General features: G+C 37.3%; 18 protein-coding genes and 1 other annotated feature. Of the genes, 7 read left to right on the top strand and 11 right to left on the bottom strand.

Annotation, left to right across the window (positions count from 1 at the left end; genetic code table 11):
* The first annotated feature begins 3 nt into the window (after window positions 1–3).
* Together BI350_RS06220 and BI350_RS06215 are read left to right on the top strand one after the other, a co-directional pair.
* Complete coding sequence (locus tag BI350_RS06220) at window positions 4–657, top strand: hypothetical protein (RefSeq protein WP_075527305.1); 654 nt, start codon at window positions 4–6, stop codon at window positions 655–657.
* Window positions 658–745: 88 nt separating this feature from the next.
* On the top strand, window positions 746–1,405 hold the full coding sequence (locus BI350_RS06215; protein ID WP_075527304.1) for a GntR family transcriptional regulator: 660 nt from the start codon (window positions 746–748) through the stop codon (window positions 1,403–1,405).
* Window positions 1,406–1,449: 44 nt separating this feature from the next.
* On the opposite strand, the gene BI350_RS06210 is transcribed toward BI350_RS06215, so the two are convergent.
* The 6 genes from BI350_RS06210 to BI350_RS06185 all read right to left on the bottom strand — a co-directional run bounded on the left by BI350_RS06210 (window position 1,450) and on the right by BI350_RS06185 (window position 11,164).
* Entirely contained in the window at window positions 1,450–2,886 is a 1,437-nt protein-coding gene (locus BI350_RS06210) for a carbon starvation CstA family protein (RefSeq protein WP_075527303.1), read from the bottom strand.
* Between the two features lie 151 nt (window positions 2,887–3,037).
* Entirely contained in the window at window positions 3,038–4,393 is a 1,356-nt protein-coding gene (gene brnQ, locus BI350_RS06205; RefSeq protein ID WP_075527302.1) for a branched-chain amino acid transport system II carrier protein, read from the bottom strand.
* A gap of 223 nt (window positions 4,394–4,616) precedes the next feature.
* Window positions 4,617–7,712, bottom strand: coding sequence for an AAA family ATPase (locus BI350_RS06200; RefSeq protein ID WP_075527301.1), 3,096 nt, complete (start codon window positions 7,710–7,712; stop codon window positions 4,617–4,619).
* Window positions 7,709–8,863, bottom strand: coding sequence for an exonuclease SbcCD subunit D (locus BI350_RS06195; protein WP_075527300.1), 1,155 nt, complete (start codon window positions 8,861–8,863; stop codon window positions 7,709–7,711). The genes BI350_RS06200 and BI350_RS06195 overlap by 4 nt, the downstream gene beginning before the upstream one ends.
* 164 nt (window positions 8,864–9,027) lie before the next feature.
* Complete coding sequence (locus BI350_RS06190; RefSeq protein ID WP_075527299.1) at window positions 9,028–10,290, bottom strand: hypothetical protein; 1,263 nt, start codon at window positions 10,288–10,290, stop codon at window positions 9,028–9,030.
* 31 nt (window positions 10,291–10,321) lie between these two features.
* Window positions 10,322–11,164 (bottom strand): TetR/AcrR family transcriptional regulator, encoded by an 843-nt coding sequence (locus BI350_RS06185; RefSeq protein ID WP_075527298.1) that lies wholly within the window; start codon window positions 11,162–11,164, stop codon window positions 10,322–10,324.
* A 303-nt stretch (window positions 11,165–11,467) separates the two neighbouring features.
* Here BI350_RS06185 and BI350_RS06180 point away from each other — a divergent pair, with 303 nt between their 5' ends.
* Together BI350_RS06180 and BI350_RS06175 are read left to right on the top strand one after the other, a co-directional pair.
* Window positions 11,468–14,599, top strand: a complete 3,132-nt coding sequence (locus BI350_RS06180) for an efflux RND transporter permease subunit (protein ID WP_075527297.1) — start codon at window positions 11,468–11,470, stop codon at window positions 14,597–14,599.
* 235 nt (window positions 14,600–14,834) lie between these two features.
* Window positions 14,835–15,113, top strand: a binding site (T-box leader).
* A 90-nt stretch (window positions 15,114–15,203) separates the two neighbouring features.
* Complete coding sequence (locus tag BI350_RS06175; RefSeq protein ID WP_075527296.1) at window positions 15,204–16,064, top strand: SAM hydrolase/SAM-dependent halogenase family protein; 861 nt, start codon at window positions 15,204–15,206, stop codon at window positions 16,062–16,064.
* Window positions 16,065–16,141: 77 nt separating this feature from the next.
* Here the strand turns inward: BI350_RS06175 and BI350_RS06170 are convergent, their stop codons facing one another.
* Complete coding sequence (locus BI350_RS06170) at window positions 16,142–16,507, bottom strand: YkvA family protein (protein WP_075527295.1); 366 nt, start codon at window positions 16,505–16,507, stop codon at window positions 16,142–16,144.
* Between the two features lie 155 nt (window positions 16,508–16,662).
* On the opposite strand from BI350_RS06170, the gene BI350_RS06165 reads away from it, so the two are divergent.
* Window positions 16,663–17,274, top strand: coding sequence for a DUF3298 and DUF4163 domain-containing protein (locus tag BI350_RS06165; protein WP_075527294.1), 612 nt, complete (start codon window positions 16,663–16,665; stop codon window positions 17,272–17,274).
* 3 nt (window positions 17,275–17,277) lie between these two features.
* Here BI350_RS06165 and BI350_RS06160 read toward each other — a convergent pair whose 3' ends face one another.
* Window positions 17,278–17,988, bottom strand: coding sequence for an NAD-dependent deacylase (locus tag BI350_RS06160; RefSeq protein ID WP_075527293.1), 711 nt, complete (start codon window positions 17,986–17,988; stop codon window positions 17,278–17,280).
* A gap of 542 nt (window positions 17,989–18,530) precedes the next feature.
* Between BI350_RS06160 and BI350_RS06155 the strand changes: the two genes are divergently transcribed.
* On the top strand, window positions 18,531–18,953 hold the full coding sequence (locus BI350_RS06155; RefSeq protein WP_075527292.1) for a protein-tyrosine phosphatase family protein: 423 nt from the start codon (window positions 18,531–18,533) through the stop codon (window positions 18,951–18,953).
* A 146-nt stretch (window positions 18,954–19,099) separates the two neighbouring features.
* Here the strand turns inward: BI350_RS06155 and BI350_RS06150 are convergent, their stop codons facing one another.
* The gene (locus BI350_RS06150; RefSeq protein ID WP_075527291.1) at window positions 19,100–20,272 is read right to left on the bottom strand and encodes an MFS transporter; all 1,173 of its coding nucleotides are present in this window, start codon (window positions 20,270–20,272) and stop codon (window positions 19,100–19,102) included.
* A gap of 222 nt (window positions 20,273–20,494) precedes the next feature.
* Window positions 20,495–21,703, bottom strand: coding sequence for an MFS transporter (locus BI350_RS06145; protein WP_075527290.1), 1,209 nt, complete (start codon window positions 21,701–21,703; stop codon window positions 20,495–20,497).
* A 156-nt stretch (window positions 21,704–21,859) separates the two neighbouring features.
* On the opposite strand from BI350_RS06145, the gene BI350_RS06140 reads away from it, so the two are divergent.
* On the top strand, window positions 21,860–22,432 hold the full coding sequence (locus tag BI350_RS06140; RefSeq protein WP_075527289.1) for a nitroreductase family protein: 573 nt from the start codon (window positions 21,860–21,862) through the stop codon (window positions 22,430–22,432).
* A gap of 101 nt (window positions 22,433–22,533) precedes the next feature.
* Here the strand turns inward: BI350_RS06140 and BI350_RS06135 are convergent, their stop codons facing one another.
* Window positions 22,534–23,109, bottom strand: a complete 576-nt coding sequence (locus BI350_RS06135; RefSeq protein ID WP_075527288.1) for a histidine phosphatase family protein — start codon at window positions 23,107–23,109, stop codon at window positions 22,534–22,536.
* Between the last annotated feature and the right edge of the window lies 1 nt (window position 23,110).

The raw sequence follows: 23,110 nt of genomic DNA, 5'->3' as shown, positions 1-23,110 counted from the left end.
ATAATGTTCAAATCAGTTACTTTATATACTGATCAACTAGTGGAAATGAAAAATTTCTACCACAATCTATTAGAGATCCCCATTATTGAAAAAGGCAAGAATTTCTTTACTTTAAGCATCGGTACATCAACCCTCACTTTTAAACAAAGTGAGGGGAATTCCATTTATCACTTTGCGTTTAACATTCCTGGGAATCACCTAACTTCCGCAAAACGTTGGTTAACTGAACGGGTCTCCTTAAATAAAGAAGACGACAAAGATGAAATATTTTATAAAAATTTTAATGCAGATGCAATTTACTTCGATGATCCGTCTGGTAATATTGTTGAATATATCGGAAGAAGAACCGTAATACATGACGGAGAGTTCTCCATTCAGTCCCTTATCAATATAAGTGAGATGAGTGTGACAACGCCATATGTAAAAATAGTTGGACAACAACTAATGGAAATAGGCATTCCAACTTTTCATAACCAATCACTGCAGGAAGACGACTTAAACTTTTTAGGAATGGATGACACTTATGTCGTCCTAGTCCCGCCGAATCGAACGTGGTATTTTTCCGATGTGAAAAGTAAAACTGATCCATTGGAAATTAAATTTACAAGTAATAGAGAAATTATTATTACGAAAGACGGACGACTTAAACTTAAATAATTGATTGAAATGCAATATATTATATATCGTTTAAATCTATTTTGATGTATACTAGATACAATGGTTCTTTAAGGAGGATTGTTCAGCGATGCCTATACCAACGAATTTTGAAAGGCCAAGACGCTTAACCGCAAAAGAAAATGCATTTCAGCAAATCCAAGAATGGATTATAGATGGAACGTTAAAACCTTCTGAAAAGCTCAATGATGTTGAACTTGCAAAAGCACTAGGCGTAAGCCGGACACCAGTTCGTGAATCTCTTCAACTTTTAGAAGTTCAAGGATTCGTTGAAATGTTTCCAGGAAAAGCAACGCAAGTAACAGAGGTTGAAAAAGATACAATCACTGACTTACTTCCACCGCTCGCTGTTTTGCAAGCGCTATCAGCGGAACTAGCAATACCTAATTTGACCGATGAAACGATACAGTTACTTGAAGAAACAAATAAAAAATTTGCTGAAGCAATTCATGATAAGCAGTTTTTTAACGCTTTAAAAATCGATGAAGCATTTCACCAAATCATTGGGGATACAGCGAATAATCCTTATATCACTTCACTTGTATCCAACTTGCAAGCTCATGTAAGAAGACTATTTTTTCATAACTCTATCGTTTTAACCGAAAGTTCCATTCAAGAGCACGCCGATATCATTCGTCTTATGAAAAACGGTGAAGGCGAAAACGCATCGAGTATTATGCGTGGAAACTGGTTACGCGCAATTGAAGAGTTTCGTTCACTAAAAAACTGATTTCCATAATGGAAATCAGTTTTTTAGCTTAAATTTAAATATCCTTATTCAAGAGCTAAACTTTTTGCAGCAATCTCTTTGTGACGGATAATTTGTCTAACGTAAAGTAGGAATACACCAAACGTCATGACCCCACCTATGATTAAAGAAATCGTGTAGTCTAAATTCAAACCTTCCGGTGCATAAACGAAATAAGTCGTAACAACGCCAGTCATAAACAAGGCCGGAATACTTGCAATATAATGCGCGTGAGCACGTCCTTCTTTTAATAAATACGAAACAACAACCCATAACATAATTGTTGCAGTGATCTGATTTGTTCCACCTACATATCTCCATAAGAACGTATAATCAATCATCGATAATAAAAATGCCGGTGTCCCTAACGCGATTGTTGCTAAAATTACAGTACTCTTCTTGTCTGGGTTAATCCATTTTGAAACAGAGTCCATAACAATCATTCTAGAAGAACGGAGAGCTGTATCTCCAGTTGTAATTGGTAAAATTATAATTGCGAGAATGGCTAAAACACCGCCGACTGTACCTAACATTGTTGTAGACATTTCATTAATAACACCTGCTGGACCACCCGCTGCTAGTGCAGATTGTAATCCGCCCGTTCCACCGAAAAATGTCATCCCCGCAGCTGCCCAAATTAATGCAATAACACCTTCTCCAATCATCGCACCGTAAAAGATTTTACGACCTTCAGATTCTTTTTTCATCGTTCTAGAAACGATAGGACTTTGCGTCGAGTGAAACCCGGAAATCGCTCCGCAAGAAATCGTAACCATTAGAAGTGGCCAAACTGGTAATTCCCCCGGATGCATATTGTTCAACGTTAAGTTTGGAATTGAGTAATTCCCAAAAATGAGAACTCCAGCGATTGCTACCGCCATAATAATAATGACTGCGCCAAATATCGGGTAAATTCTACCAATGATTTTATTAATCGGTAAGATGGCCGCGATAAAGAAATACGCAAAAACAACGAAAATTGCGCCCATAAAGGAAAGTGGTGTTACTTGTGCAAGTAACTGTGCTGGACCGGCAGTAAAAGCTGCTGTAACCAAAATCATTAAGATAAGCGAAACAACGATAATCGACTTCTTCGCAAATTGTCCTAAATACTTGCCAACAATTTCAGGGAATTGTGCACCTCTATGTTTCAGTGATAGCATCCCAGAAAAATAATCGTGAACTCCGCCTGCAAAAATAGCACCAACAACGATCCAAATAAATGCAACCGGCCCATATAAAGCACCGGCAACTGCTCCGAAGATAGGTCCTAATCCAGCTATGTTTAATAACTGAATGAGCCAACCTTTCCACCAGCTCATCGGCACATAGTCCATTCCGTCATTGACCGTATATGCAGGTGTTTGACGCGAGTCGTCTATATTAAATGCCTTTTCCACTACTTTCGAATAAACCGCATAACCAGCGATAAGTAATACAATTGACGCAATAAATGTAACCATTTGCACCCCTCCTAAAAATAAGAATATAACGATAATTATAAACATTCTCACACAAAAAACAAGAGCAAATTCCATTTTCTGTGAAAAAATAATCTATACATATTAAAACTTCCCCTCTCTATCATTCTTACATGATAAAGAGAGGAATATTTTATGCACGAACCGTTGCATTTTGCTGTAATCGGACGATGATTCCTGTAACAAGCATCGTTGTAACAACTGGAAGTAACCATCCGAGTCCATCGCTATAAAGTGGGAGTGAGTTTTCATAAAACTTAACAATTGGTGATAGCCATTCAAAATATTCTATTTCAACTAATTCACAAAACGTTTTAAACCCATCGATAATACTAATCATAAATGCAATCGTTGTCGCAGCAACATAGACAATTCGCGAATGATTAAATAACGATGATGTAAATGTTAACAACATCAATACAATCGCAAGTGGATAAATGAACATTAACAGTGGGATTGAATAAGTAATAATATTCCCTAATCCAAAGTTTGAAACAATAAAACAAAATACTGTAAAAATCGTAACAAATGCTTTGTAACTTACTTTCGGCATCAATGTATGGAAGTATTCTCCGCATGCTGTCATCAGTCCAATTGCTGTCGTTAAACAAGCAAGAATAATGACTACAGCTAACAGTACTAATCCAAGTGTTCCAAAGTAATGCGTGGATGCTTCACTTAGTACCGGACCACCTGTATCAAACAATCCAATTCTGCTTGTACTTGTGGCACCTAAATAAGCAATACCGACATAAATAATTGCCAAAAATGCTGTTGCAACAACACCTGTTTTAGCAGTTGCGGCTAAAATCCCTCGTTTACTCGTCACGCCCATCGAACGGATTGCATTAATGACGATAATCCCAAAAACAAGTGATGCAAGTGCATCCATCGTGTTATACCCTTCTGTAAACCCTGTTACAAATGCCCCAGTACTATAGGAAACTTGTGGATTTTCAATGGCGCCCATCGGTTTTATGACGACCATTGCAAGTAAAGCAAGAAGTAAAATAATAATTCCCGGTGCTAATACTTTTCCAACTCGATCAACGATTTTAGCTGGATTTAAAGATAACCACAGTGTAATTCCGAAAAAGATTAAAGTAAATAGCAATAATGCTATCTGTACATTACCATCACCAATAAATGGCATAATCGCTATATCAAATGCAACGGCTCCTGTACGTGGCGCTGCAAAGAATGGTCCGATTGTTAGATAAAGTAATGACGTAAAAACTACTGCGTAAAGTGGGTGAATACGGCTAGCAAGGTCTTGTAAATTCCGACTTCCTGAATAACCCATAGCAAGTATCCCTAAAAACGGTAGTCCGACTCCTGTAATTAAAAAACCCAAAATTGCTGGCCATAAATTTGTTCCTGCATTTTGTCCTAACTGTGCCGGAAAGATTAAATTTCCTGCGCCGAAAAATAATGCGAATAACATGACACCAATAACTAGATACGACGAAAATGATAGTTTCTTTTCCATAAGCCGGTTCCCCCTAAGTTGCGTATCACTTATATGCGATATATCGCTGAAGTAAATCTATCATACATCGGCTTGTCGAATAATGCAATATATTACAGAAAAATTAAACTTCCAATTTCAAACATTTTTTTAGAAGACAACCAATCTCTCGAATTATCCGATGATATTAATTGTTCGGTTTAGCGTGAAAAACTCCACATTAAAGTGGAGTTTTACTAGTTGTCTATTTAATTACGAATGAAGTTTGACTATGTCCTTCTTTCGATTTCTTTACTTCTAAAATCGCTGGAAAGGCTGCTTTTAATTCTTCTACGTGCGAGATAACACCTATCATGCGCCCAGCTTTTTGTAAATCAATTAATGTATCAATTGCTTTTGTCAATGATTCCTCATCCAATGTACCAAAGCCTTCATCAATAAACATCGTATCTATCGAAACAGCCCCTTGGAAACTTTGAATTATATCCGCCATGCCTAATGCCAATGAAAGCGATGCATTAAATTTCTCTCCACCCGATAACGTTTTAACATCTCGGGTTTGTCCAGTATAAGCATCATATACATCAAGTCCTAAACCGCTTTGACGCCCTCGAACTTCTTGCCGATCGCTTCGTATCAATTCAAACTGGCCATTCGAGATATCTCGAAGACGTTCATTGGCAGATTGAATCATCTGTTCAAGATATTCTATTTGAATATAACGTTCAAAGGATAGTTTTAAATGATTATTGCCTCTAATCACATCATATAAATCTTCAACTTGCCCAAACTTTCTTTCTAAAACTGATAGACGTTCGGTCACTTGTATCAGTTGCTCTTTCAATTGTTCAATTGAATTGTAATAAGATCTAGATTGGTTAACCGCCTGTAAAGCGACTTCATATGCTGTTTTCAATTCGGCAAGTGTGACTTCTACTTTTTCTAAGTCTAGTTTTTGTTTGCCTTCCAAGAAAGCTGATAATTCCTTTACAGCTTTTCGAATAGAATAAAACTGCTGTTTGAAGTCATCAATTTTTGTTCGTAATACTCGACGTGAATCTTCATCCATTTTCGCTTCTTGATAAGCTTGTTTCGTCGGGAATGTTGACTTTTCTAATGCTTCCTGGAATCTTTTCTCCGCTTGTTCACTTTTCAACTTTGTATCATCGCGCGATTCAATTGCATGTAATTTAGCTGACTTAGAAGACGCGACAAGTTCCCGACTTTCCTCTAATTGCTTTTGGATTACCTGCCAAGCTTGCTCTATCGTGTTTCTTTCCTTTGTAAGGTGATTAATTTTTTGCTCTAAAACAGTGAGTTCTCTTAATTCTCCTGGAATTTCACGTATTATTTGTTCAAAAAGCGCTTGCTCTTTCTCAATCAAAGCATTGCTTTCATATACGTTTCTTTCCATGACCAATTTAAGGTTTAGCGCTTCGTCAGCCACTTTCCTTTGATTCATTAACCGTTCTTTCAGTTGAACTAATTCTTGTCGAATTGCTCGAAGTGCCATCACTTCTTTTTCAACTTGCGCTTTTTCTTCATTTATCTTTTGACTTTCATCATCGATTTGCTCGAGGCGAACATCTACGTCCCCATCCTCAAACCTTTGCGCCTTACTTTGTAACTGTTTAAATGAACTTTGGTAATCTGCATCCGCTATGCGATAGGCACTTTCAATATTTGTCAGTTGTTGCTTTTTCTCCTCAAGCTCTTCTTTGGATACCGTTATATTGGTTTCGTGAGCCTTTTGTGGATGGTCTGCACTTCCGCATACTGGACAAGCTTCTCCTTCATGAAGTTTTGCTGCTAGTGTTGCGGCTTCACCGATTAACCAGTCACTTGTTAATTGTTCATACGCCGATTGAGCTTGATTATAAAATTGCTTACGCTCATTTTTAGTTCGTTCATATGCCTCTGTTTGCTTTCGTAATGCGATGTATTCATCCACAAGTTTACATTTTTCATTGATTGTCGTTAAGAGCTCAACTTTCTCATCTAATGAAATAACAGCTTCTTCCCGCTGATTAATTTGTTCTGTAAGATGGGTGACTTTCTCACTTTCATGAGTGGCTTGTTCCGTTAATTCTACAAAACTTTTGTTATGATTCTTTAGTTCATTTTCTAAACTATGAAGGCGTTGTTTTTTAGAAGCCAAATCCTTCACTTTTGGCAAGGCATCTTGAAGTCGGAAGAGCTGTACTTTTATTTGTTCCAATTGTTGTTGCTTTTCTTCTTCCACTTTAAATTGCACGTTCACTTTTGCTAGTCTTTCTTTAGCAACTTGAACGGCATGTACCGATTTCACTACAACCTCTTCTCTAGCAACAAGTTCTTTTGTTAATTCCTCAAACTGATATTCAATTTGTTCAATTGTGAGCGCACGTTCCGCTTGTTCCAGGCGTTTGGCTTCCTGTTCAAAGAAAGGGATTTGTTCTACCATTTGTTGGTACGTATTTTGCCTTTGCTCTAACTCAATAAAGCGCTCATTAATAGATTTTGCAGCATGATAACGGTCCACCATTTCCCCATGCTTTTTATATGCCTTCTCATACGCTTCCTTATCCTCATGAATTTTATTCTCATAAAATAACTTCTCTTCATTCAAACCTTCAATAATTTGTTGCGCATTATAGTTCTCACTAGCTAGTAAGTGAAATATTGAGGATTCCCTGTTTGGCAATGAAGCAGAAATCTGCTCAACTAGTGCTCTTTCTTGTTGCCTTTCTCGATCCAGTTTAGCTTTTGCCTCGTCCCTCTGTTTTTGTAACCGTTTGACAATTTCACGATACTGGTCTGTCTTAAATATTTTTCTCATGATGAGCTCTTTGTTCTCAGTGTCAGACGTTAAAAACTTTCTAAATTCTCCTTGCGGCAACATCACTATTTGACTAAATTGCGCTTGTGTAAAGCCAATTAATGACTCTATTTTCCTATTAATCTCTGACACCATTTGTCTATCTACAACCGGCACTTCTCCGTCCTCTGTCAGTTCATACAGTTCACAACGCGCAGGCGTTTCAGATTTATTTCCAACCTTCGTATAAGGAACTTGGCGCATAATTCGGTATGTACGACGATGAATTTCAAATATAAGCTCGACTGCAGTTTGTGTATCATTTTGCGCAAAATCACTACGCAAAGCACGGATATCAGTTCTGTCTTCGCCGCTCGCTTCCCCGTAAAGTGCGAAACAAATACCATCAAAAATTGTTGTTTTGCCAGACCCTGTTGCCCCTGAAATTACAAATAAAAGATGCTCTTGTAAATCCTGAAAATCAACAACTTCTGTCTCTTTATATGGACCAAATGCCGTCATTTTAAGTGTTACTGGTTTCATTGATCAGATTCCTCCTCATTCATCACTTCATGAAGAACTTCTCCAAACAGTTTTTGCGTTTCTTCGTCCAATTCCTCACCTTTCATTTCTTTATAAAAGGATTGGAATAACTCCAAATCAGTTTGTTGACCGCTTTCTTTCCTTTTAGTTTCTACCGTATTTGATAGAGATGCGTAAATTTTCCGTTCTACATGCATCGCATTTGGATAAATCGCACGCACTTTTTCCATCGGATATAAGACCGGCGTTTTATCAAGCAACTTAACAAATACGTAATCATCACTTACGGGATGAGTTTCAATTTCCTCAATTGTTCCTTCTACTGTACGCATATCCCGACGTGGAATTAAATCTCTTTTTTCAACTGACGTATTTCCTTCTCCATCAAGTGTCACTATGAAAAAGCCTTTATTATGATGTTCCTCTGAAATTGAATATTTTAGCGGTGAACCTGCATATCGAATGTTTTCATTCAACACATAATGCGCCTGATGTAAATGTCCAAGTGCAGTATAATGAAAGGATTTAAATAAATGTGCAGATACATATTCTGTCCCGCCAATCGCAATCGGTCTTTCTGAATCACTCGTATTCTCTTCACTTTCACCATGCGGCGTCACAAAAGCATGTCCGACAAATACATGTCTTGCCTTCTGATCCATTTGCGCAGTAATCGATTCCGTGATCTTTTCCATTGCACGTTGATGATTCGTAATCTCGTCATCATGCAGATTTCGAACGACTGAAGGATCTGCAAAAGGCACAAGATGAAAATGAACTTCTCCAAATTCATCATTTAAAATCACCGGTTTAATTTCTTTCGTCATTTTACCAGCAATATAGTAGCCATTTTCTCGCATAAATTGACTTCCGAACTGAAGTCTACCCGGACTGTCATGGTTTCCAGCAATTGCGAGTACTGGAACGCCTAAATCTACTACAATTTTTTTGAGCGCTTTATCAAACAGTGATACCGCTTCTGTCGGCGGCACTGCCCTATCATATAAGTCCCCTGCAATAATAACTGCATCGGGTTGCTCCTTTTCAATCGCCTTGATAAACTGCTCTAAAATATACGATTGCTCTTCCGTCATATAAACACCTTGAACAAGTTTTCCTAAATGCCAATCTGCTGTATGAAAAAATTTCAAGTTGCTCTCTCCTTTTTAAATACACTCTTACTCCTACTTTACAGCACTTTACAAGTAAAAAGAAAGCACTTCTCGCTTCCTTTCTACTAATTAATATTTAAAAATATCAACAGGAAAAGCGCAGAAATGTTATAAGTCAACATTGCTACGCTTTTAAGGCAAGGTTAAGAATCTGACAACGGAATGATTTCGCCCGTAACGGCATCAATTCCATCCGCCGCAGCCAACAATCCGCAAAGAATATATTTTTCCGTTTCCAAATCAAACACATAAGTTGGTGTTAGTGTAATCGATGGTAATAACTTTTCAAATGCTTCCTCATGTGATATTTCTGCATCAGGCGCATGAGTAAACGTATCAAATACCTCAAATAACTCCCCATTGTCCATATAATTCAAGACTTCTAAAGTTATTGGGTCTAGCAAGACAATAAACTTGCGATTAAAAAATGTGGCGTCTTCTTTACTCAATTGACAAGACACTTCAATAAAATGTTCTTCCAGTTTCACTGTAGCCAATGTCCATTTACCCGAATCCTCCGGTAATACAGTTCTGAGCACATCCCGTACGATTGGCATAATTTGCTTAACTTGGTCATCTGTAATTATTTGTCTCTCATTTATTCGTGCATGTGTAAAAGCCTCTTCTATCGACACTGTTGAAGACGGTTGGATAAACTGTCTTTCTATTTCTCCATCAAGTGGGGTCACCCATTCAAGTTGCTCATTGACTACGATTCGGTTGCGATCACGAACTGAATGAGGAATGTTTCGTTTCCCGTCATTCGTAATAAACACTTCATTGATTGTATAAATCGGTACAAATCTTCTACTATTTTCATCCGGGATATTAATAAATCTCACTTGTTCCTTCACAACCGGTTCAATCTTTTCCAATGTTAAAGTGAATTTCTCTAGTTCAACCGTTTTGTCATTTACATTTGTATCATACGTGAAATAGGATGTAAGCTTACCTTCATCATTGAATTCAACTTCAATAAGCCCACCAGGACTGCTATCGATGCCGTCTATTTCAATTTTAAATTGGTAACCATTTTCTAACCTATCTGCCAGCCTAAAATCACGCTTATAAATAAGTTTTGTTTCCTCTTCAATCCAATCCGCTACTTCTTGAGCTGTTCTTTCATTAAAATGTACCTTTGTAGAAAAAGATTGGCCCTCGACAAATACAACACTGATAACCGCTTCTTCCGTTAAATTATAATCGACAATCGCCGTACCAGACGGATACAAATCTTCTTCTACTTCTCCAATTATTGTTGCAGGAAAAAACTCCAAGTTACATTTATAATAAAAATCACCAACATTGTTTCTTTCTTTATGAAAAGAATATGTTTCCAGATGATACTGTTCTAATCCGAACTTTTCCTTGATTTCATCCGCAATTTTCCGTAATCGCTCGTCCATTTCATCACCCTATACAGATTATAATAAAATATTATTTTTGCTTTAAGTTTAACTGAAGTTTCCGTACTACCTGTTCAGTTCGTATATCATCTTTCAAATTTGAAATCATGCCTAAAATAACAGGTTTCCGGATGCTTTCCGATAAAAGTTCTTCTTCAATTACATCCAAACTAATTTGTAGATTTTCTTCTATATGTTCACTTTTTAACGCTCGTATATCTTCAATTATTTGCGAAGTTGAAAAAAGTAGCTCATTCATATCAATTTCATACCCAATTAATTGTTTCTGATGTAAAAATGGTTCAGTTAATCCATCTACGATTGAATCGGTTCTCGCCACTAAAAACTTTGCTAATGCCTCATAATTTAATTTTTCTTTATTAAAAATAATAATTTCAATATATCCTGTCAGTATTCCGTGTAATAACACATGGAGATCCGGAAGATGACGCTCAACTTTTTCTCCATAAACATCAATGAGCACATCCTCTTGTAGCTCATACGTTCTTCTTCTCATATTGTTCATCAGCTGTAGCATTTCTTCGTTAATTGGATTTGTTTGCTCTCTCATTTGCATTAAAATAAAATCCGAATAACGTGCAATTTCTTCAAACTGAACCTTAAAAAACAACTTAAGGCGTTCACGTGCGTCAACATTTATATCATTTAATTGAGCCATTCTCCGGATTAATTTATTCGTAAAATACTCAAAAATTGAGAACAACAAATTATCTTTCGATTTGAATGAAAGATAGAATGAACCTTTAGAAATGCCACAAGCATCTGTTATATCTTGTACGGACGTTGCATCAAATCCTTTTTCCGCAAATAGTTCTGCTGCCTTTTCAATAATTAATATTTTTCTATCTGTCAAAATTACCAACCCCTCAGCCTTTCAATGAAAGTAAGTACTTCTATGCCTGACCATTGACTGACCGGTCAATCTTTATTCTTATTCTTTTTAATATATTAATACTAATATTTTATCCATAATTGTATAATGGTATTCGTTGACTTCTGACCAACCAGTCATTAATATGAATCTATAATCTAGTTCATTTTACATAATAGAGGTGATTTTACGTTTACTTAGAGCTTCGCAGGCTCTATGACTGACTAGTTAGTTCTATCATAATGCACGTGTTGCAAATGGTCAAAATTATTCTTGGAGGTACTTATGAAATCAATCGTCAATTTTGTTATGAGAAATAAACTCGCTGTCTGGTTACTAACGATTATTATTACGGTAGCGGGACTCTATTCGGGTACACGTATGAAACTAGAAACAATTCCCGATATTACGATTCCAGTCGTTAGTGTAACGACAATTTATCCAGGGGCTACGCCAGACCAAGTGGCTGATGATATTTCAGAGCCGCTGGAAAAGGCTGTTGCGAATGTCAATGGTGTTTCCTCGGTCAGTTCAACTTCGTACCAAAACGCTTCTTCACTGCAAGTAGAGTTTACTTTTGGAACGGATATGGAGAAAGCTGAAAGTGAAGTAGAAGAAGCAATCAAACATATTCAACTGCCTGAAAATGCGATGGATCCAAATGTAGGAAGAATAAGTATTAACGCATTTCCAGTGATTGCAGTGAGTGTGTCAGATAGTGATGCTAGTTTAGAAGAATTAACGAAAAAAGTAGAAGATGCTTTAGTTCCTAGCATAGAATCTATCGAAGGTGTTGCAAGCGCGTCAATATCTGGACAGCAAATTGAAGAAATCAGCTTAAAGTTTGATAAAGAAAAGATGGCGTCTTTAAATTTGGATGAAGAAACAGTCAAAATGATTGTTAAAGGCTCTGACATTATGATGCCACTCGGTTTATTCCAATTTGGGGACGTAGAACAATCCGTAGTAGTAGATGGTAACGTAACAACTGTTGAAGATTTGAAAGAAATTTTAATTCCAGTTATGCCAGTGGGATTGGGTGGGCAAGGAGACATGTCGACTCAAGCTCAAATGGGATCGGCTGATTCAATGCCGCCAGTTGGTCAAAATATGGAATTACCTACAATTACTTTAGGCGAAATTGCTGATATTAAACTTGTTGGAAAAGCAGAGTCGATTTCTAGAACAAATGGAAAAGAAGCCATTGCTGTTCAAATCGTAAAAGCACAACAAGCAAACACAGTAGATGTTGTTAATAAAGTAAAAGATGAAATGAAGCAATTTGAAAAAGAAAATAAAAATGTAACGATCACAACAACGCTTGACCAAGGTGAACCGATTGAAGATTCCGTTGACACAATGCTTAACAAAGCAATTTTCGGTGCACTCTTTGCGGTTATCATCATTATGCTTTTCTTACGTAATTTCCGTTCAACGATTATTTCAATCGTTTCAATTCCAATGTCACTTTTAATTGCGGTGATATTCCTTAACTTAATGGACATTACGCTTAATATGATGACACTTGGTGCAATGACGGTCGCGATTGGCCGGGTCATTGACGACTCGATTGTCGTTGTTGAAAATATATATCGGCGCATGCACTTGCCAGGTGAAAAACTAACAGGTCGTGCGCTTGTTCGAGAGGCAACATTACAAATGTTCATCCCAATTACATCATCAACACTTGTAACGGTTGCTGTATTCCTGCCAATCGGATTGGTCGGCGGAATGGTTGGCGAATTATTCATGCCATTTGCATTAACGATTGTTTTTGCACTCCTTGCTTCATTGCTCGTTGCGGTTACAATTGTGCCGATGCTTGCACATTCATTATTTAAAAAGCAGTTATATACAGATACTGGTGTATTGAAAGAACAAAAAGGAAAAATGGCAACTGCATATGAGAAAATGTTGAACTGGACATTAAATCATAAAATCATCACTTCAGTCATCTCAATTGCATTGCTCGTCGGTAGTCTATTTTTAGTCCCGGTAATCGGAGTAAGTTTCTTGCCGGACGATGAACAGAAAATGATGTATGTCACGTATACGCCTGAGCCGGGTGAAACATTGGATGCAGTTAATGAAAGCGTCAAAAAAGCTGAAGATTATTTGGCAGATTTAAAAGACGTCGATACGATTCAAGTTTCTGTTGGCGGAGAAAACCCGATGGAGCCTGGTGCTTCTAATGGTGCGCTAATGTTTGTCATGTTCGATCCTAACACGAAAGAATTTGGAAAAGTGACAGAGAAAACAATTGAAGAGCTCCAAGCGCTTGAAACGCAAGGTGAATTTAAGACTCAAGATTTCGGAATGGGCGGATCCAGTAACGCAATTAGTTACTACGTTTACGGAAATCATATAGACGAAATCGAACCGATTATCGGAGATATTGAAAAAATCTTAAATGAAGAACCTGACATTAAAGATGTAAAAACGAGTTTAGCAAAATCTTATAAAGAATATACACTTGTTGCGGATCAAGAAAAACTTACGCAATATGGATTAACGACTGCTCAAATCGGCATGGAATTAAATCCGATGAAACAGCGTGAAGTATTAACGAAAATTACGAATGGCAATCATACGATTGATGTATTTGTAGATGTTGAAGAGAAAGAACATAAAACAATTGATGAACTGCTTCAGGAAACAGTTCAATCACCATTAGGCATGGAAATACCAATCTCTGAATTTGTTGAAGTGAAAGAAGGAACAACTTCTGACACAGTTTCACGCAGAAACGGTAAAATTTTCGCAAGCGTCTCTGGTACAATTACAGAAAAAGACGTCACGAAAGTATCGATGACTATTCAAGAGGAAATCGATAAACTATCATTGACGGATGGTGTGGAGATTAATACAGCAGGTGTTACTGAAGACATTGCAGAAGCGTTTACGCAACTTGGTTTGGCAATTTTAGCTGCAATTGCAATCGTCTACCTTATCTTAGTCATTACATTTGGCGGAGGGCTAGCACCGTTCGCAGTACTATTCTCACTGCCATTCACAGTCATTGGAGCACTTGTTGGCCTGTTAATTGCTGGTGAAACAATTAGTGTATCTTCTATGATTGGTGTACTTATGTTAATCGGTATTGTCGTAACGAACGCGATTGTATTAATCGACCGTGTCATTAACATGGAAAAACAAGGCATGTCAACACGTGAAGCAATTCTTGAAGCAGGAACGACGAGATTACGTCCAATCCTAATGACAGCAATTGCAACAATTGGAGCGCTAGTTCCACTTGCAATCGGTGCGGAAGGTAGCGGACTCATTTCCAAAGGACTAGGGGTCACGGTAATCGGCGGACTAACAAGTTCAACATTACTCACACTTATTTTCGTACCGCTTGTCTATGAATTGTTTAGCAGATTCCGCAAAAAGAAAAAAGCTTATGAGACTGATTGATATAAATATTTGAATAACATCTTCAATATGGAAAACGTGTCTGGGATATATTATTCTGGACACGTTTTTTAATCTGGCTGGTTTTAGGATGCGATAACAGTTACTTTAGATTTCAGCGGACATTTGAGGTCTCAGAGAATATCATTTCGGTTTCTTCAGACTTGGCATTTTTTTGATTCATCCCTCTAAAAGGGTTGACTATTATTTTCCAATCGTGTAAATTATTAATTAATACTTAAAGGCGTTGAAGAGAAAAGTAAAATGTTCGATTTTTCACCAGAAAGCTTCGGTAGCTGAGAAGAAGCAAAAAATCATTCATTTGAAAAATGGCCTCTGAGCTCTGGCTTGAACTTGTATACTCATGCATCAGTAAATACCAGCGGGAGTTGGTCCCCCGTTACCAAAGACCATAGTTTAGAATTCATTCACACAGAATTCTGCACTAGTTGAGGTTGCTTATGTGAATAAGCGACGAATTAAGGTGGTAACACGAGAGATAAATCTCGTCCTTTTCAATCGTCAGGTTGATTCGGGCGGGTTTTTTTATTCCCTTTTTACTGTACATGACTGTTTGGGAAGTAAATTACGATTAGGAGTGTTCAATATGACAAAAGGATTATTGGTTTTTCAATCAGATTTCGGGAACAGTGATGGTGCGGTAAGTGCCATGCATGGTGTTGCAAACTCAGTAAAATTAGGGATTCCGATTTTTGAAATTACACATCAAATTCCACAATATAATTTATGGGAAGCATCCTATCGCCTTCTTCAAGCAATCGGCTATTGGCCTGAAGAAACTGTATTCGTTTCGATTGTAGACCCTGGAGTTGGGTCGGATCGTCGTGCAGTCGTTGCCAAAACCGCGAATAATCATTATATCGTAACACCAGATAATGGGACGTTAACGCATGTCCATGCATCTATCGGCATTACAGAAATTCGTGAAATTGACGAATCCGTCAACCGACTTCCGAATTCTGGAGAATCACATACTTTCCATGGCCGTGATATTTTTGCTTATACAGCAGCACGTCTTGCAGCTGATGTGATTCAATATGAAGAGGTAGGGCCTTTATTAAGTACGTCAGAGATTATTTCATTGCCACTTAAAAATGCTTCCATCGAAAATGAAATTATTTCGGGGAATATCGATATTTTAGATCGACCATTCGGTAACTTATGGACGAATATTAGTCGAGAGCTTTTTAGAAAAATTGCGGAGCAACATGGGGATTCATTTGAAGTTACCATCATTACAGATGGCAGAACAATTTACAATAACATTATGACATATGGTCGTTCCTTTGCAGATTTGCATATTGGTGAACCACTTGTTTATGTTAACTCTTTAGATAATATCGGAATCGCCATTAACCAAGGTTCTTTCGCAGATGCTTATCGAATTGGAACAGGAACGAATTGGGAAGTTTTCATTCGGAAAGCACCACGTATTATATACGAATAACGATTGCCATTCGTTTAGTGTAATACAAAAAAGTAGAAGGTAGGTTATACTTCCCTTCTACTTTTATTTAGTGTAAATCAACTATCCGAAGTATCTCCAAAAACACTAGCTAATTTTTCTTTCGCCTGATTTTTTATATGATCATCGATATGTTGAAATACCTTATACACTGCAGCCGCAATGACCGCACTATCATCGGCAAGTCCGACAACTGGGATAAAGTCAGGTATGGCATCTACTGGAAAAATTAAATAACTAAGCGCTCCGACAATAATCATTTTTGAAGATTTAGGGACTGTTGGGCTCTTGGCAGTGTAATATAGAAGTAAGCTGTAATAGACTGTCTTCTCCCCTATTTGCTTACCAAACTTCACTAATTTATTCCAAAACTTTTCATCTGTTACATGATTTTCTTTATATTTATTCCACGAATCCTTTTTCATTTGACTCACTCCAATTTATTGTGATCAATATCAATATCACTTTTCTAACATTCAATTATCCACCATACGTGATTGACATCTGATATTACTTTCGCGCACCTATCCATTCGCCTAACATAGTATAAGGTGATACTTAGGTAGAAAGGAAGAGATTTATGGATTTTCCCGTTTCGATTCGTACGGAAAAATTGCCGAATACGCCTCCTCACGTCAATGTCTATTATCCACTTGTCTATAATTTGGAAAATCAACAAGCCCAACAAGCGATTAATAGAGCCATTATAACCTTATTAAACAAGTTGCTTGTAGAACAAAATTATTATGAACCGAGCCTTGTGGAACTCCTCGCAAATTTTGAAATAAAAAACAATCAAAGAGGGATTTTAAGTTTAAATTTGATTGTCTATTCTTTCACAGGCGGCGCTCATGGGATGACGATTGTAAAATCACTCACGTTTGATACGAAAACTGGTAAACAGTACTCACTAAAAGAACTTTTCAAACCGAATAGTAATTATGTAGATAAACTATCCACAATCATAGATAGAGATATAATAAAATGGCAGGTCGATTTATTAGAACCTTTTAAAAGCATACGGCCTGACCAAGATTTCTATATCGCCGATACTTCACTTGTCGTGTATTTTCAATTATATGAGATTACCCCTTATTATTGGGGATTCCCTTACTTTCCAATCCCAATTTTAGATGTGAAAGATATAATCCAACCGAATGCACCATTAGATACGATGATGGCATTCACATAACCTTTACAGTAGACCATCAACCTCAGCTAATAATTCTCCAATCTTCTTATCATGAATAACAAGGTCCGCATGATGATCAAAATGAGTCGGTTCTAGATTCACAATCACAAGCTTCGCACCTGATTCTTTTGCAATTAATGGAAATTGGTTGGCAGGTGTTACAGTTAAAGATGAACCAAGTACGATAAACAAATCAGCTTTTTCACTTTCTTCGGCAGCTTTCATAAAAGGACCTTCTGGTAATGCTTCTCCAAATAAAATGACGGAAGGCCTTAACTTACCTCCACAATCACAATAAAAACTTTCCTTTTCATACATTGAACTATCATATTCTTTTTTACAAGTTTGACAATGCACCTTTTGCAATGTCCCATGTAATTCTAGTACACTTTCTGAACCTGATTCTGTATGAAAACCATCCACATTTTGAGTAATCACTGATTGGATTGTTCCATTTTTCTCCCACTTTGATAAAATGTCATAGCCGGCATGTGGTTGGCAGTCTTTAACGCCTAGCACACGCTGTCTGTAAAATTGAAAGAACTTCTCAACGTCTCGATTTAAAGCTTCTGTACTTGCAACACGTGTCGGATCTTCTTGTTCCCAAAGGCCTGTTTGGGCTGAACGAAAATCCGGCAAGCCACTTTCAGTAGACATTCCTGCACCAGTATAAATAACCGTGTACATTGATTCTTTCAATAAATTTGCTAACAATCTTACCCCTACTTTCTTATTATTTAAATATCCTTTTTCTTACAAATAACACTTATTATTCAACTTTATTTCCTAGGAAATATAGCTTTTCCTTTACCAATTAATTGATAAATACTTTTCATTCAATAATCCTTAACTGAATTTCCTTTTTAAGGAAAATACATTGCATCTGACTAATTCAATCTCCTTATAAGCTATTTTAACAAATACTTACTGGAAATTCTTCCCCGAGCATCTACCTTTGATACTATTTGAACCCCTATTGAAGTGTGATGAAATTTACCCCTGCTCACGACATTAAATTAATAAGCCTTACTTTTTGGATACACGAAGAGTTTCACAAAATATAACAGTGAAAAAACAGTTTTTTTGGACATCTCCCTACATATTATTTACACGAAAAAGGATACCGTAAAGTTTATTTTGGTGAGAACAATATCATAGGCATTGACGGAGCTGCTATTGATGGGAGACAATTAAACTGCATTTGAAAGTGTATACGGTAGAGACAAAAGGATCATACATAATGGAGGCTGAGATGATTGACTAACAATAAATACGAAGAACTTGTACCTGGAAGAATTTTCATAGGCGGAATTGATGCAATCGATGACCTATTACAAAAGGAAAAAATAGACGTGATATACGACTTGCGCGCAGAAGTGAAAGGGCCATTGGCAAGTGAAATAAGTGTTCACACACCCATTGTGGATGAAGCCGAGAATCAGGACGAGTCCATTAAAGTAGCGGTAAAATCTGTGATGGACGCATACGAATCAGGACAAAATGTATATTTCCATTGCAATACTGGACGTGGTCGCGCTGGAACGATTGCCGCAGCAACACTACTTGAACTAAATCTCGCTCATTCCGTAGAGGAAGCTGAGCAAAAAGCAACAGACATCCGTTCTCAAATTAAAATCCGCCCACAATTTAAAGACGCTTTAAAACGAATTTATGAGTAGAACGAAAGAGCGTTAAAGAAATTCATGAATTGATAAAACGCTAAGTTCCTTTGATAAATAGGATCTTAGCGTTTTTGAAATCAAAAAAAATATAACTCGCGGGGACATAAGGAATTTGTTATACGCAAGAATCATTCCTGTCAAAGTCAGACTTGTGCTTTGCGATTCTTCTTTAGTCGAATGAGTAAATAGTAAAGAAAAACTACAAAAACAAGAAGCGATGCTAATAAATAAACACTTTTATAACCAAATGAAATTGCAACAAGGCCTAATACGTAGGAACCGATTGCAATTCCACCGTCAAAAAATGTAAAGAAAGTAGCGGTTGCATATCCGCTTCTTTTATGACTAGTCGCTTGCACAGCTAACGTTTGTAAACTTGGTACTAATGCGCCGTAGCCAAATCCAATTAATCCGCCAGAGATTATAAACTGAATAGGGCCCGTCATATAACCTAATAGAACAAGTCCTAAAACAAATGAAATAAACCCGGGAATCAATACATAATGCGAGCCTTTTTCGTCAAACAACCTTCCTGTAAATGGACGCGTGACTAACATAACGACTGCAAAAACAATAAAAAACGTACTTGCCAGCGCTAGCACATTCTTTTCTTGTGCATAGATTGATAAATAAGCCAAGACACTTGCATAAGAAAAAGCGATAAAAAGGCCTAAAAGTGCGACGGGCATCGCGCTTTTCTCAAACAAATCTCCGAATGTAATTGTAAGCTTTACCCTACTTAGTTGCGGATTAGTATCACGCTGGACAGCAAGTGAGAATAACCCGCCTATTAGCATGAGCACACTTAAAATAATAAACAACACATCAAATGAATACGTCTGAATAATAGATAAGGCGATGAGTGGACCAAGAACGACTGCTAAATTGGTTGACATATTAAAGTAACCAAGTCCTGCTCCCCTCCTAGCTAGCGGAACAATATCCGCTGCAATTGCTACGGCGGCAGTTGTTATGACACTAAACCAAATCCCCTGCATAAAACGCAAGGCCAATAACATCCCAAATGGTTGTACAAAATAATAAAGGACTGTACAAAAAAAATAGAAGAACAAACTTATCCACAACATTTTTCGCTTTCCAACAACTTCTAACACCTTCCCAGTAAATGGGCGAACGAAAATTGCAGATAATAAGAAGATACTCATCAGTAGACCGGCATCTTCATCAGTACGATTTAAGACGCCGATTGCATACAGTGGCAACGCCGTAACAAGACCGTAAAAAACGATAAATACGGCGATATTTGTTATAAATAAACTTAGAAAAGCTTTTGTCCAAATGCGTTCTTTATTCATGACACTTCACGATTCCTTCCACCTCAAACTCTAGGTAACCAATTAAGCGTATCATATTTATTTAAATAATAAGGCGTATCATGCTTAAGAATCAATAAATGAATCCCTATAGCTTCCTATGTAACACTAGTGATGCTTTTACTAAAAAACAGGCCTCCACTAATGGAATAGCCTGTTCAAAAATTTCTTTATAAATACGCTTATTTGCGATAAACCTTTTCCTTATGCAGCCACAATCTTCTGATCACGCGGCAACCACAAACCGACTAACCCAATAATCGGTAACAATGAAATGACAATCATCGTCTGATAAATCCCGATAGAATCCATTAAGATACCAATAACTACAGAACCAATTGCGCCCATGCCAAATGCTAGCCCAACCGTCAGACCTGCCATCGTGCCAATTTTACTCGGGACAAGTTCCTGTGCATAAACAACCGTTACTGAGAAACTAAGCATAATAATAAATCCAATCGCACCTAATAATACAATCACCGCCCAAAGTGGCATGTATGGCAATAAAGCACAAAGCGGAATAGGCAATGCTAGCGAAAGAACAATGACATTTTTCCTGCCAATCTTATCCGCCATAGGACCTCCGAAAAACGTCCCTGCCGCACCAAGTGCTAAAAATAAAAAGATACATAATTGTCCTTTAGAAATGGATAACCCGTAAGATTCCATTAAATGAAAGATATAAAAGTTCGTAATACTAATGACATAGAAGGATCGTGCGAAAATAATCACGAGTAATAGTCCGAGTGCAACACCGATCTGCTTTTTTGTTAAATTACCTATCGATGATAAAAGGACTTTTTTTCGGTTATTCTTCTTTTCTTGAATAAGCTGTTCCTTATACCATGCCGAGATTTTCATCAATATAAATATCGCCAAAGCTGCAACAAAAATAAAAAAAGCCGCACCTTTTTGTCCGAATGGAACTAATATGTATGCACTAATGAGCGGAGCTAGTGCCTGCCCCGAATTTCCCCCTACTTGGTATATCGATTGAGACAAACCTCTTTTGGAACCGGCAGACATAAATGATACCCGGGATCCTTCGGGATGAAAAACTGCTGACCCTAATCCTAAGCAAATAACAAATACTAATATCATCCAATACTGCGGGGCAAATGCGAGTCCTGCGATACCAACCAATGAAAAGGTCATTCCGATGGGTAATGCATAAGGCATCGGCTTGCGATCACTAAAATACCCAACAACAGGTTGCAAAACTGAAGCAACCATATTTAAAGCAAAAGCAATTAGTCCTAATTGCGTAAACGTCAGTCCCATGCTATCTTCCAATATTGGAAACATTGCAGGAATAACCGCCTGTAAAGAATCATTTAATAAATGAACACCACCAATTGCAAACATAACTGGGTAGACTGGATTCCCTGTAAATGGTGAACTTTTTGTAGCCATTACAATTATTCACTCTCCTTTTATTTCTCATATCGCACTAGTATAGCCTATTTCCATGTCCTATTGTGTTATTTTGTTTCTAAAATCAGTTTACATGTTTTATTCTGAAATTATCGATATAATAGAATGGATAATTGATAGAAAGAGGTTGTTTAATTGAACGTACATGAAGCAATTCAGACGCGAAGAAGTAAAGCGCTTATTGAAGATAAGGCTGTACCGAAAGAATTAATCGAAAAAATTATTGAAGCCGGCACTTATGCACCAAACCATCATAGAACTGAGCCTTGGCGCTTTTTTGTATTAACTGGTGAAGGCCGTAATAAACTGGGAGAAGTTTTTGGCGAGATTATAGCCGAGAGACAAGACGATCCAGATTCAGAAGAAAGTAAGAAAAAAATCGAACGCGTTAAAAACAATCCACTTCGCTCCCCTGTTATGATTGCAGTTGGTGTAGAACCATGTGATCGGAAAAACGTTATTTTAAAAGAAGAATTTGCTGCGGTAAATGCGGCCGTTCAAAATATGTTATTAACCGCACATGCACTCGGGCTTGGCGCAATTTGGCGTACAGGTTCAATTTGTTATGATCCAAGAGTAACTAAGTTTTTCGGTCTATCTGAACAAGGTGAAATGACAGCATTCATTTATCTTGGCTACTCAGATATGGAACCGGCACCTTTCAAAAAAACTGATGCAAAAGAACTGACTACTTGGATTAACAAATAACTTACTAAAACAAACCATCCCATTGCGCTTTGCATCGCAATAGGATGGTTTAATAGAAAAAAGATTGTCCATGTTTAAAATTGGACAATCTTTTTATCAACTTATTTTTTATGATGCTTCATACAATTATACACACTACAATGATTGACTTCTTTTAATGTCACAATACTTATAGATGTATTTCCAGGTTCTTCATCAAATTTTTCGTACGGGACTAAGCGTTGAAGCATCTTTTTAATAAAGCTGCCATGACTGATAACGAGTACATTCTCATTCGGGTAGTTTTTCTTGATAGCTTCTATAAAAGAGAGACCTCTAGCTATAACATCTTTTTCATTTTCAGTCCCCAGTGCAAACGTGCTCCATGATTTCCCCCACTTCTTAATACGGTCCTCTTCTGTTGTTCCTTCAATATTGCCTTCATGGATCTCTCGTATGCGGCTATCCTCAATGACATGAGGCAATTGTAATTCTGAAGCGATAATGGTTGCCGTCATTTTAGCGCGCTTCAGGGGGCTTGTATAAATGGCATGCCACTTTTTAAATCCTAGTCGTTTGCTAAGATCTTTAGACATCTGAATGCCCTCTTCACATAATGGAATATCGATACTTCCTTGTATCCTTCCTTCTTTATTCCATTCAGTTATTCCGTGTCGAATAAAACCTATCGTCGTCAAT

Source organism: Sporosarcina ureilytica, from assembly GCF_001753205.1.
GTDB lineage: Bacteria > Bacillota > Bacilli > Bacillales_A > Planococcaceae > Sporosarcina > Sporosarcina ureilytica.
Note: the sequence above shows the minus strand (reverse complement) of the source record. Positions and strands in the feature narration are given on the sequence as shown.